At 75.6% G+C, this 11,679-nt stretch carries 12 protein-coding genes; 7 read left to right on the top strand and 5 right to left on the bottom strand.

The genetic code is table 11. The features are described from left to right. Positions 1–57: 57 nt before the first annotated feature. Positions 58–1,653 (bottom strand): glycoside hydrolase family 10-like protein, encoded by a 1,596-nt coding sequence (locus KGD84_RS07160; protein WP_255646367.1) that lies wholly within the window; start codon positions 1,651–1,653, stop codon positions 58–60. 214 nt (positions 1,654–1,867) lie between these two features. Between KGD84_RS07160 and KGD84_RS07165 the strand changes: the two genes are divergently transcribed. After that, entirely contained in the window at positions 1,868–2,668 is an 801-nt protein-coding gene (locus KGD84_RS07165) for an alpha/beta fold hydrolase (RefSeq protein WP_255646368.1), read from the top strand. Between the two features lie 100 nt (positions 2,669–2,768). Next, positions 2,769–4,217 (top strand): argininosuccinate synthase, encoded by a 1,449-nt coding sequence (gene argG, locus KGD84_RS07170; protein WP_220559475.1) that lies wholly within the window; start codon positions 2,769–2,771, stop codon positions 4,215–4,217. Between the two features lie 49 nt (positions 4,218–4,266). Here the strand turns inward: argG and KGD84_RS07175 are convergent, their stop codons facing one another. Together KGD84_RS07175 and KGD84_RS07180 are read right to left on the bottom strand one after the other, a co-directional pair. Beyond that, positions 4,267–4,902 (bottom strand): GNAT family N-acetyltransferase, encoded by a 636-nt coding sequence (locus tag KGD84_RS07175; protein ID WP_220559476.1) that lies wholly within the window; start codon positions 4,900–4,902, stop codon positions 4,267–4,269. A 14-nt stretch (positions 4,903–4,916) separates the two neighbouring features. Further along, the gene (locus KGD84_RS07180) at positions 4,917–5,552 is read right to left on the bottom strand and encodes a TetR/AcrR family transcriptional regulator (RefSeq protein ID WP_255646369.1); all 636 of its coding nucleotides are present in this window, start codon (positions 5,550–5,552) and stop codon (positions 4,917–4,919) included. A 118-nt stretch (positions 5,553–5,670) separates the two neighbouring features. On the opposite strand from KGD84_RS07180, the gene KGD84_RS07185 reads away from it, so the two are divergent. Beyond that, positions 5,671–6,501 carry an AraC family transcriptional regulator gene (locus tag KGD84_RS07185; protein WP_220559477.1) on the top strand — a complete coding sequence of 277 codons (831 nt, stop codon included), beginning with the start codon at positions 5,671–5,673 and terminating at the stop codon, positions 6,499–6,501. On the opposite strand, the gene KGD84_RS07190 is transcribed toward KGD84_RS07185, so the two are convergent. Further along, positions 6,476–6,940 (bottom strand): DUF2000 domain-containing protein, encoded by a 465-nt coding sequence (locus KGD84_RS07190; protein ID WP_220559478.1) that lies wholly within the window; start codon positions 6,938–6,940, stop codon positions 6,476–6,478. The genes KGD84_RS07185 and KGD84_RS07190 overlap by 26 nt on opposite strands. Before the next feature lie 173 nt (positions 6,941–7,113). On the opposite strand from KGD84_RS07190, the gene KGD84_RS07195 reads away from it, so the two are divergent. The 4 genes from KGD84_RS07195 to KGD84_RS07210 are packed head-to-tail and all read left to right on the top strand — an operon-like array spanning position 7,114 to position 11,101. Beyond that, the gene (locus KGD84_RS07195; RefSeq protein WP_255646370.1) at positions 7,114–7,824 is read left to right on the top strand and encodes an ABC transporter ATP-binding protein; all 711 of its coding nucleotides are present in this window, start codon (positions 7,114–7,116) and stop codon (positions 7,822–7,824) included. Beyond that, positions 7,821–10,358, top strand: coding sequence for an ABC transporter permease (locus KGD84_RS07200; RefSeq protein ID WP_220559479.1), 2,538 nt, complete (start codon positions 7,821–7,823; stop codon positions 10,356–10,358). Before KGD84_RS07195 ends, KGD84_RS07200 begins: the two co-directional genes overlap by 4 nt. Before the next feature lie 42 nt (positions 10,359–10,400). Continuing rightward, positions 10,401–10,610 (top strand): hypothetical protein, encoded by a 210-nt coding sequence (locus KGD84_RS07205; protein WP_220559480.1) that lies wholly within the window; start codon positions 10,401–10,403, stop codon positions 10,608–10,610. Further along, complete coding sequence (locus KGD84_RS07210; RefSeq protein WP_220559481.1) at positions 10,607–11,101, top strand: hypothetical protein; 495 nt, start codon at positions 10,607–10,609, stop codon at positions 11,099–11,101. Before KGD84_RS07205 ends, KGD84_RS07210 begins: the two co-directional genes overlap by 4 nt. Positions 11,102–11,126: 25 nt before the next feature. On the opposite strand, the gene KGD84_RS07215 is transcribed toward KGD84_RS07210, so the two are convergent. Beyond that, a complete protein-coding gene (locus tag KGD84_RS07215) occupies positions 11,127–11,615 on the bottom strand; it encodes a hypothetical protein (RefSeq protein ID WP_220559483.1) in 489 nt (162 codons plus the stop codon). Positions 11,616–11,679: the final 64 nt, after the last annotated feature.

Below are 11,679 nucleotides of genomic sequence, written 5' to 3' on the forward strand. Positions count from 1 at the left end.
CGGGGCCCGGTGCGCCGCACCGGGCCCCGTTCGCGTCGGCGGGCGGGGACGCGCTCCCTAGGGCACGTGCCGGGGGTTGCTCACGCCGCTCTCGCGGTGGGTCCGGTCCAGCGCGGTCGCGTAGTAGGTGCGGCCGCCGCCCTCGGTGGTGAACACCGCCCGGCCGTCGTCGCCGGCGGGCACGGTCCCGACCAGGGTGCGCACGCCGGGCACGGCGCAGTCGGGGTCGCGCCCGGGCTGCCCCTCCACCGCGTACACCGCGTAGTAGGCGGGGCGCTCGCCCCGGCCCGGGCGGATGGACAGCTCCACCCCGTCGCCCTGGGCCCCGCCGACCACCCGCGGCGCCTGCGGCGCCCGGCCGGGCAGGCCCTCGTGCAGGGGCACGAGCGCCGGGTGGCGGTAGTGCTCCTCGCGGACGAGCGCCATCGCCTCCGCCGCGTTGGTGTCCAGCGAGTTCGCGCTGAAGTACACGTCGCCCAGCACCCCCGGGTGGTCCCGGTTGAACTCCAGGTGCCGGGACAGCTCGCGTGGGTCCGACCAGGCGCCCGCGTTCCCGACCTTGTAGGCGGCCTGGCCCACGTAGAGGTGCACGTCGGTGCCCGCCACGACCTGCTCCCACCAGGGCACCAGCACCGCGTAGTCCGCGACCGGCAGGCCGATCTCCCAGTAGATCTGCGGGTTGATGTAGTCCACCCACCCCTCGCGGACCCACCGGCGGCTGTCGGCGAAGATGGCGTCGTAGGACTGGAGGCCGTTGGTGGCCGAGCCCTCCGGGTCGGTGGAGGCGTTGCGCCAGATGCCGAACGGGCTGATGCCGAACTTCACGTGCGGCTTGGCGGCGTGCACCGCCTCGTCCATCTCCCGCACCATGGTGTCGACGTTGTCGCGCCGCCAGTCGTCGATGTCGTCGTGGTCGCCGCCGTACTCGGCGAAGGTGTCGGCGTCGGGGATCTCCTGGCCGGACACCGGATAGGGGTAGAAGTAGTCGTCGAAGTGCACGCCGTCCATGTCGTAGTTCTCGACGGCGTGCATCATCGCCCCGATCACGAACTCCCGGACCTCCGGGATGCCGGGGTCGTAGTAGAGCCGCCCGCCGTAGGAGAAGGTCCAGTCGGGGTTGCGGCGGGCCGGGTGGTCGGCGCTCAGGCGGTCGGGGTCGTCGTGCATGGCCACCCGGTAGGGGTTGAACCAGCCGTGGAACTCCAGCCCCCGGGCGTGCGCCTCCGCGACGGCGAACTCCAGGGGGTCGTAGCCGGGGTTCCGGCCCTGGGTCCCGGTGAGCCACTGCGACCAGGGCTCGTGGGGGGAGGGCCAGAAGGCGTCGGCGGTGGGCCGGATCTGTACGAACACCGCGTTCAGGCCGTTGTCGACGGCGCGGTCGTACAGGGCGGTCAGCTCGGCCTGTTGCTGCTCGGGCGTGAGCCCGGTGCGGCTGGGCCAGTCGATGTTCTGCACCCCGGCGATCCACTCGGCGCGCATCTGCCGCTCGGGCGCGGCCCGGGGGTCGGCCCGGCACTCGGCGGATCCGGTGCCGGTCGCGGGCGCGGTCAGCGCGGCGGCGGGGAGCGCGGGCAGCAGGGCGGCGACCAGGGTCGCCGCCAGGAGCGCGCCGCATCGGGGGACGGGGGAGGTGGGTCGGGACGGGTGCGCCAACGTGGCTCCTTCCGGGGGCTCTCCTGCGGGTGGGGCCCGACGGATTCCGGGTCGTGTCCTGGCGACGACGGTACGCGACGATGACCCACCCAGTAGAAAACCTTCATGATTTTCCGGTGTGTCGCAAGAGACCTACGCGTTTTTGGTACGCGAGTGCCGAATGTTCCGTGTGCGCCCTTCGTGGCGCTCCGCCCGGTCCGCCACACTGGGGTGCATGAGCGACCCCCTGCGCGCCACTACTCTGAGCCGGGACGGCGCCGACCTGCACGTCCTCGACAGCGGGGGAGACGGGCCGCCGGTGCTCGTCCTGCACGGGCTGGCGGGGAGCGTCCGCGAGTTCGAGCCGACCGCCCGCGCCCTGGCGCCGGACTTCCGGGTGATCCTGGTCGACCAGCGCGGCCACGGCCGCAGCACCCGCCGTCCGGCCGACGTCTCGCGCTCGGCCTTCGTCGCCGACGCCGCCGCGGTCGCCGAACGGGTGGCCCGGGGGCCGGTGCGGCTGGTCGGCCAGTCCATGGGCGCGCACACCGCCCTGCTCACCGCCGCGGCCCGGCCCGACCTCGTCGAGCGGCTGGTGCTGCTGGAGGGCCACCCGGCGGGCGGCGAGGGCCCGGAGGGGGCGGCGCGGATCGGCGCCTTCTTCGCCTCCTGGCCGCTGCCGTTCCCCGACCGGGCGGCGGCCCGCGCCTTCCTCGGTTCGGACGTGCTCTCCCGGGCCTGGGCCGCCGACCTGGCCGAGGGGCCCGACGGGCTGCGCCCCCGGTTCGACGCCGACGTGATGGAGGCGGTCGTCGCCGCCGCCGACGAGCCCCGCTGGGCCGAGTGGGAGGGGGTGGCGGCCCCCACGCTCGCCGTCTTCGCCGACCTGGGCATCTTCTCCGACGCGCAGAAGGACGAGATGATCGCCCGGCGCCCCGCCACCGTCCGCGCCGACCTCGACACCGCCCACGACGCCCACCTGGAGGACCCCGGCGCCTGGTTCTCCCTCCTGCGCGGCTTCCTCTCCGCGCCCTGAGGGGCCCTCCCGGCGCCGGGGCCTGCGGGATGACGAGGCTCACAGGAGGGGAGTGCGCCCCGCGTTGCATGTGCATTCATCGTGATGCATACTTATTGCCATGTCCAAGGTACTCACCTCTCTGCCCGTCGGCGAACGTGTCGGCATCGCCTTCTCCGGGGGGCTCGACACCTCGGTGGCGGTCGCGTGGATGCGCGAGAAGGGCGCCGTCCCGTGCACCTACACCGCCGACATCGGCCAGTACGACGAACCCGACATCGCCTCGGTCCCCGGCCGCGCCCACGACTACGGCGCCGAGATCGCCCGGCTCGTCGACGGTCGTGAGGCCCTGGTGGAGGAGGGCCTGGCGGCGCTGGCCTGCGGTGCCTTCCACATCCGCTCCGGCGGCCGCGCCTACTTCAACACCACCCCCCTGGGGCGCGCCGTCACCGGCACCCTGCTGGTGCGCGCCATGCTCGAGGACGGCGTGCAGATCTGGGGCGACGGCTCCACCTACAAGGGCAACGACATCGAGCGGTTCTACCGCTACGGCCTGCTGGCCAACCCCGCCCTGCGCATCTACAAGCCCTGGCTGGACGCCGACTTCGTCAACGAGCTCGGCGGCCGCAAGGAGATGTCCGAGTGGCTCCAGGAGCGGGACCTCCCCTACCGCGACAGCACAGAGAAGGCCTACTCCACCGACGCCAACATCTGGGGCGCCACCCACGAGGCCAAGTCGCTGGAGCACCTGGACACCGGCATCGAGATCGTGGACCCGATCATGGGCGTCCGTTTCTGGGACCCCGCGGTGGAGATCGCCCCCGAGGACGTCACCGTCGGCTTCGAGCAGGGCCGCCCGGTCACCATCAACGGCAAGTCCTTCCCGTCGGCTGTGGACCTGGTCCTGGAGGCCAACGCCATCGGCGGCCGCCACGGCCTGGGCATGTCCGACCAGATCGAGAACCGCATCATCGAGGCCAAGAGCCGCGGCATCTACGAGGCGCCCGGCATGGCCCTGCTGCACGCCGCCTACGAGCGCCTGGTCAACGCGATCCACAACGAGGACACCCTCGCCGCGTACCACACCGAGGGCCGCCGCCTGGGCCGCCTCATGTACGAGGGCCGCTGGCTGGAGCCGCAGGCGCTCATGCTCCGCGAGTCGCTCCAGCGCTGGGTGGGCACCGCCGTCACCGGCGAGGTGACCCTGCGCCTGCGCCGCGGCGAGGACTACTCGATCCTCGACACCACCGGCCCGGCGTTCAGCTACCACCCGGACAAGCTGTCCATGGAGCGCACCGAGGACTCCGCGTTCGGCCCGACCGACCGGATCGGCCAGCTGACCATGCGCAACCTCGACATCGCCGACTCCCGCGCCAAGCTGGAGGAGTACGCCCGGCTCGGCATGGTCGGCACCGGCGAGGCCGCGGTCGTGGGCGCCGCCCAGGCCGCCTCCACCGGCCTCATCGGCGCGATGCCCGAGGGCGGCGCCGAGGCGATCGCCTCCCGCGGCCAGGCCCCCGAGGACGAGCTGCTCCTCGACCAGGCCGCCATGGAGTCCGGCACGGACTGACCCCCGCGGCGCGCGGCCCCCGGGCCGCGCGCCGCACCGGGCCCGGGGCTCAGTCCCGCTGGGCGGGGTGCTCCTGCACCAGGCGCATGGACACGTATTCCTTGATGCCGCTGAACCCGGCGTAGGGGGCCCTGCGCCGCCGGTACTCCCGGAACCCGAGCCGCCGGTAGAGCCCCAGCGCGGCCTCGTTGTTCCCGGCGATGTCCTCCAGCACGTACTCGTCGTATCCGGGCAGGGCGAGCAGGTGCAGCAGGACCGCCTTGGCCGCCCCCCGCCCCCGGTGCCGCAGTGACGAGGCCACGAACCCGATCTCGGCCTTGCCCTCCCGCGGTTCCCGCACGGCCCCCTGGAACTGGCTGCGGAACACCCGGTCGGCGATGGTCCCCCGGACCGCGCCCAGGTGCCGCCGCAGGGTCCTCGCGTCGGGTTCGACGCACTCCTCGTCGTCCACGGTGAGCGAGGCCAGTCCCGCCGGCTCGCCGTCGACCAGGGCTACGTAGAACCGCTCCGGCACCAACATGTGCGCGATGGCGTCGGCCAGGACCTCCGGGTCCTTCGAGAAGGCGGCCAGGTCCGGCCCGAACCCGTCCACGAACACCCGCGCGACCTCCCGCCGGCGCGTCTCGCCCAGCGCGTCGGCGCGCACCACCTCGATCATCCCGGCCCTCTCCGCCCCACCTGTCATCGGTGTCCGTCCTCTCATCGGTGTCCGTCCTCCTCGAGCAGCGGGGCCAGTACCACGGCGGCGCTCGGAACGGCGAACCCGTCGCCCACGGCGGAGCGCATCGTCACCAATCCGCCCAGGGTGGCGAAGAAGCAGGTCGCCAGCTCGTCCGCCGGGCCGCGGCGGAACCCGCCCTCCGCCCGGCCGCGCTCGATGAGCTCCACCGTCGCCCGGAGCAGCGCGGTGTTCCCCTCGACCAGGTCCCGGACCGCGGGCGGTGCCCCCTCCGGTCCGCCGTGTCCGGCGGTCCCGTGGGTGAACGCCTGGTTCATGAGCAGGTAGAAGTCCACGAACTCCGCGTCGCCGGCCAGGTCCCGCAGGAACCCCTCGCAGAAGGCGCGCAGCAGCTCCGCGGGGGAGCCGGGGCCGCGCAGCCGTGCGGCGGTGGCGTTCAGCCCGGCCGCGGCCTCTCCGACCAGGTCGCCGTACAGCTCCTCCTTGGTGGCGAAGTGCCGGTAGACCAGGCCGGTGCTCATGCCCGCCTCGGCCGCGATCCTCCGCATGTTCACCGTCGCGTACCCGTGGCGCGCGAAGAGGCGCATCGCCGTTCCCCGGATCCGCTCGCGTGTGGCGGCCCGCATGGCCTCGTTCTGCTCCGGACTGCGCGGCACGGCCCCTCGTCTCCCCGATTTTTCAATGAACAATTGTTCATTCTATTCGGGGCTCTCCAGAGCGCAAGGGCTCCCCCACCCGGGACCGGGACCCCCGGCCCGGGCGTACGCTGCGGACATGGACGCGCACGCCGACACCCTGGTCGCCAGGCCGAACGTGCCGGGCGTCGTCGAGGTCTTCCACACCCACATGCTCGGGCACGCCTACCCGATGCACACCCACGACACCTGGGCGCTGCTCATCATCGACTCCGGGCTGGTCCGCTACGACCTGGGACGGCACGAGCACGGCGCCCTGGAGCGCACCGTCACCCTGCTGCCCCCGCACGTCCCGCACAACGGCACCCCCGCCTCGGCGCAGGGGCTGCGCAAACGCGTCGTCTACCTGGAACCCGCCCGGATCGGCGCCGACCTGGTGGGCCGCTCCGTCGACCGCCCCGCCCTGGACGACGCGGTGCTGCGGCGGCGCATCCACGCCCTGCACCGGGCCCTGCTCGAACCCGGCGGGGAACTGGAGGCCGAGAGCCGCCTGGCGTTCGTCACCGAACGCCTGCGCGGCCACCTGCTGGGCGACCCCGAGCCCCCGCCGCCCGTCGACCGCTCGGCGCTGGCCGGGCGGCTGCGCGACCTGCTGGACTCCCGGGTGGTGGAGGGGGTCTCGCTCGACGAGGCCGCCGCCGTCCTGCACGCCCACCCCGCGCACCTGGTACGGGCCTTCGGCCGCAGGTTCGGCCTGCCCCCGCACCGCTACCTGGTGGGGCGCCGGGTGGACCTGGCCCGCCGCCTGATCCTCCAGGGGCGGAGCCCGGCCGCCGCTGCCGCCGCGGCCGGGTTCCACGACCAGGCGCACCTGCACCGGCACTTCACGCGCGTCCTGGGGCTGTCCCCGGGCCGCTTCGCCCGGGCGCTGCGCGCGGACCCGGTCAGCGGTGCATCCGGGCGCCCTTGACGACCTTGTCCACGGCGTTCCTCGGCCCGTACACCGCCATCCCGACCAGGTCCAGGGAGTCACGGGCGACCGCCCGCACCGCCGCCCGGTTGTCCCGGTCGTTGCCGGTGGCGAACAGGTCGGAGGTGAACACGGCGACGGCCAGGCCCCGGGACACGGCCCTCGCGTGGGCCCGGGTGAGGACCTCTTTCTCCCCCTCGAACACCAGCACCGGCTGGCGGAACATGGGGAGGTAAACGGTGCCGTCGCCGTCCTCGTAGGGCTCGCCGACCACGTCGGGCTCACGGGTCCCCAGTCCGCTGACCAGGAACGAGGTCACGTTCAGCCGCTGCCATACGGCGAGGTCCCCGCGCAGGAGTACGGCGATCTTGGTGTCGAAGCGCGCGGGCGCGCCGACGGCCTCGGCGCCGGCGTCCGCGGGTCGTCCGGTGTTCTGCATGACCCCCATGCTCGGGTCCGGCCCGCCCCCCGGTCTTGTACGTTCTTCACCTCTGCCGGCCCGGAGGTGGGGCGGGCCCCACCCCGGGGCCTCGCCCCGGCCCCCGTGACCGGACCCCGCCGGTCCGCTTGCATGGCGTACGGACACATCCGGCAGGGGAGAGGCGGAACGGCGTGCTGAGCCTTCGAGGACTGACCAGGACCTACCGGCGCGGGAGCGTCCCCGTGCCCGCCCTGCGCGGGGTCGACGCGGACTTCGGCCCCGGCGGGTTCACCGCGATCATGGGCCCTTCCGGCTCCGGAAAGAGCACCCTCCTGCACTGCGCCGCCGGGCTGGACCGCCCGGACGGGGGACAGGTGCTGCTCGGCGGCCGCGACCTCGCCCGGATGCCGGAACGCGACCTCACCCGGCTGCGCGCGGGGGCGTTCGGGTTCGTGTTCCAGGACTTCAACCTGCTCCCCTCCCTCACCGCCCGGGAGAACGTCGAGCTCACCGCACGCCTGTCCGGGCGGCCCCCGGACGCCTCCCGCCGCGACGCCCTCGCGGACCTGCTGGACCTGCGCGACCGCCTCGACCACCGGCCCGCGGAGCTGTCCGGCGGCCAGTGCCAGCGGGTGGCGCTGCTCCGCGCCCTGGTGCACCGGCCCGACGTGCTGTTCGCCGACGAGCCCACCGGGGCCCTGGACACCCGCTCCGGCGGCCGGGTCCTGGACGCCCTGCGGCACGCGGTCGACCACGACGGGCGCACCGTCGTCATGGTCACCCACGACCCGGCCGCGGCCGCCCGCGCCGACCGTGTGCTGTTCCTGCGGGACGGCCTCATCGCCGACACCCTCACCGCGCCGACCCCGGCGGCGGTCCTGGACCGGATGGGGGCGCGGTGATCCGCTTCGTGCTGCGCGGGCTGCGGGAGCGGTGGCGCACCCTCGCCCTATCGGTCCTCACCCTGGCGCTGGGCGCCGCGCTGACCACGGCGGCCCTGGTCCTCCAGGCCTCCGCCGAACACGCCGCGGGCACCGTATGGCTGCCCACCGCCGCCCCGGTCGTGGTGGCCGCCGAACCGGCGGACGACCGCCTGGCCGCCACGCCCTCGGCCGAACCCGCCCGCCTGTCCGGGGACGCGGTGGACACCCTGAGTGCTCTGCCGGGGGTGCGCGCGGCCGTCGCCCAGGCGCCCTTCGCCGCCTACGTCATCGCCGACGGCCCGGACGGCGCCGACGATGCGGGCGACGCGGACACCGCGGGAGGCCCGGGCGGGACCGTCCTGGGCGGACAGGCCGACCGGTCCCAGGGGTTCGCCTGGGACCCGGGACTGGAAACGGAGAGGGGGCGCGGCCCCGCCAGTGCGGGGGAGGCGGCGGTGGACGCCCGGACCGCCGCCGACGCCGGGATCGGCGTGGGCGACCGCGTGCGCGTCCTCACCGACGGCGGCGTCTCCGAGGCCACCGTCACCGGGGTGGTCGCGGGTCCGCCCGGCGGCCGCGCCGTGTTCTTCGCCGCCACGGCGGGCCCCGTCCCGGAGGAGCCGCGGGCCCCCACCGCGGTGGCCCTGTACCCGGACGACGGCGTGGACGCCGCCGCACTCGCCGCCGCCGTCACCGGACAGGTGCCCGGGGTGCGGGTGCTCACCGGGGCGGACCGGAGCACCGCGTTCACCGTCGACCGGACCGACCGCGAACTGTCCACCGGCATGGGCCGCTTCTTCGGCACCACCGCCGTCCTCACCCTGGCCGTCGCCGCGGTCGTCACCACCGGACTGCTCACCACGGCGATGCGCGCCCGCGGCCGGGAGTTCGCGCTGCTGCGCCTGGCCGGCGCCTCCCCGGGGGCCGTCCGCCGCATCGTGTGGGGGGAGGCGCTGGCCCTGGGCGCCGCGGCCGCCGTGCTCGCACCGCCCCTGGGGCTGCTCGGCGCCGCGGCCCTGACCCGGGCCTTCACCGCGACCGGGGTGCTGCCCGCCGGGTTCGAGACCGTGGTCGGCCCCGGGGCGGTCGCGGCCGGCCCTCTGGTGGCACTGGCCGCGTCCCTGGCGGCGGCGGTGCGCCCGGCCCGCGCCGCCGGGCGCACCGCCCCGATCGAGGCGGTGCGGGAGGCCGCCGCCGAGGACCCGGACCGGGTGCGCGGGCGTGTCGTCTGGGGCGCCCTGTCCCTGACCGCCGCCGCCGTGCTGCTCGGGCTCACCGCCGCCACCGCCGGGACCCGGGAGTCGGTACTGGCGGCGTCCGCGGCCGCGATCGCCCTGGTCCCGGCCGCCGCCCTCCTCGTCCCCGTCGGCCTGGCCCGGGCCCTGCGCCGCCTGCGGCCGCGCGCCGCGGTGCCCTTCCTCGTCGCACGCGAGGCCGCGGCGGCCCCGCGCCGGGTCACCGGTGTGCTGACCCCCCTACTGGTGACGACCCTGGTCGGACTACTGCTCCTCCTCCAGCCGCCCACCCTGGCCCAGGCCCGCGCCCACTCCTACGGGGACCGCCTGGCCGCCGACCTGGTGGTATCAGGGCCGGTCGGGGTCGGCCTGCCCGCGGGCACGGTCGGGGCGGCCGCCGCCGTCCCGGGGGTCGCCGCGGCGGGCGGGTTCCGCCAGACGGTCGTGATCGGCGAGCGCGTGTCGGCGCCCGCCCACATCGTCACCCCGGAGGCCGTCGGCGACCTCTACCGCCTCGACCCCGAACAGGGGTCGTGGGACCGCTTCGACGACGGCGGTGTCGCCCTGAGCGCCGGCCTGGCCGCCGCCGAGGGCTGGGAGGCCGGCGACACCGCCGAACTCCACGGCCCCGACGGGGAACCGGTCCGGGCCCGGGTCGACGTCGTGTACCGGGCCGGCCTGGACTTCCCCGACGTGCTGCTGCCCCGCGCGGCCCTGGCCGAGCGCATGGTCGACCCCCTGGAGAGCGCCGTCCACGTGCGCCTGGAACCCGGCGCAGACCCGGCCGGGACGGCCCGCCTGCTCCGCGAGGCGGTGGCCGACGTGCCCGGGGTCGAGGTCTCCGACCGCGCCGGCCACCTGGCCGACCTGGCGGCGCTCGCCGAGGAGGACGGCTGGATCACCTACCTGATGGTCGCCGTCGTGGCCGGGCTGGCCGGTGTCGGCGCGATCGCCACGCTGGCGGTGTCAGCCTCGGCCCGCGGCCGAGACTTCGCGCTGCTGCGCCTGGCCGGCGCCACCCGCGGCCGGGTGGCGGCGGTGGTCGCGGGCGAGGCGCTGGCGGTGTCGGCCGCGGCCCTGGCGGCGGGGACCGCGGTCGCCCTGGTCGGCCTGGCCGCCATGGCGCACGCGTTCACCGGCGGCTTCGCCCTCCCGGCCGTGCCCCCCGACCGCTACGCCGCCGTCGCCCTGCTGGTCCCGGCCGTGGGCCTGCTCGCGAGCCTGGTCCCCGCCCTGGCCGCCCTGCGCGCCCGTCCACTCCGGGCCGCCGCCTCCTGAGCGCCCGCCGGGGCGGGGCGCCTCTGCCAGAATGCGGGGCAGATGAACGAGCACACGGACTGCCCCCGGTGCGGCGGCGCACCCGCCCCCGACGGGCGCTGCTGGGAGTGCGGCGCCGACCTCTCCGACCTCCTCGGCCACAGCCGGGCCGGCGCCGGCGGCGCGGCCGGATACGGCGAACGCGGCCCCGGCCGCCGGACCAACGCCGACGCCCTGGCCCTGCTCGTCCCCGTGACCACGGGGCACCGGTGACGGCCGGGATGTACGAGGTCCTCGTCGAGGGCCCGGTGCCCCCGGAGCGGGCCCGCGCGTTGTGCGCCCGCCATCTGGGCGTGCCCGTGTACACCGGTGAGGAGCTGGCGGCCCTGCCCTCCCTCCCCGAGCGGTACGGGCTCCTCGAGGCCGCGCCGGACCCGGCCGCCGGGGGCACCCTGGTCTCCTGCTCCGTCACCCACGCCCGGCTGCCCGAATGGCGGTTCGCCGCCCGGGTCGCCCGCGGGACCGGATACCGCTGCCGGGTCCCCGACGACACCGCCAACCCCTTCCGGTGGCTGCTGGCCCGGCCCGACGGCCGGGTCCGTCCGGTCCACCTCACGGAGGAAGAGGACGGATCCGTCGCGTTCGGCGTCCACCACCTGTGCTGTTCCGCCTGCGCCCACTGCGCGGCCGAACCCCTCTGCCGCACCTCCCGCCACCCGCCCGACACCCTCCTGGTCGACCTCCCGGAGCGTTCCGGCGGCTGAGCGAAGGCACGGGACGGCGCCCCGGTCACCGGATCCGGCGGTACACCAGGTCGAAGTCCTTCTCCCAGCCGCCGTCCCCGTGCGCGATCTCCCAGGCACCGTCGATGACGTTCCCGTCCGCCGAGAAGGTGCCGGTGAACCGCTGCCGGAAGTCGAGCGGTGAGAAGTCCGCCTCCTCCCGCAGCAGGGTCCACACCCCGTCGGCGAACCCCATCGAGTACAGGCGCACCACGCCCCGGGAGTCGAAGTAGTGCTGCGTGTAGGTCCCCGCCGCCTTCCCCGGCGCGACGACCATGAGGCCGTCGGGCGCCTCGGGTATCGAGATCTCGCTGCGCTGGACCAGGAACCTCCCGTCCAGGTCCCACTCGAACCGGCTGCGCGCCACGACCTGCCCCCCGCCGGGACCGGCCCCGCCGGGGCGCCCGGCGGCGAAGCGGGGCTCCAGGTCCCACTCGCCGACGAAGACGTCCAGGCGCGCCAGCGCCTCCGGCCTGGTTCCTCCTGCTGTTCCCATACCGGTTCCCTTCCCTCTCCGCGGGTCCCCTCCCCCGGCGGCCGCCGCCCGCCGCGGTCCGTCA

It is taken from the genome of Nocardiopsis changdeensis (assembly GCF_018316655.1).
Classification (GTDB): domain Bacteria; phylum Actinomycetota; class Actinomycetes; order Streptosporangiales; family Streptosporangiaceae; genus Nocardiopsis; species Nocardiopsis changdeensis.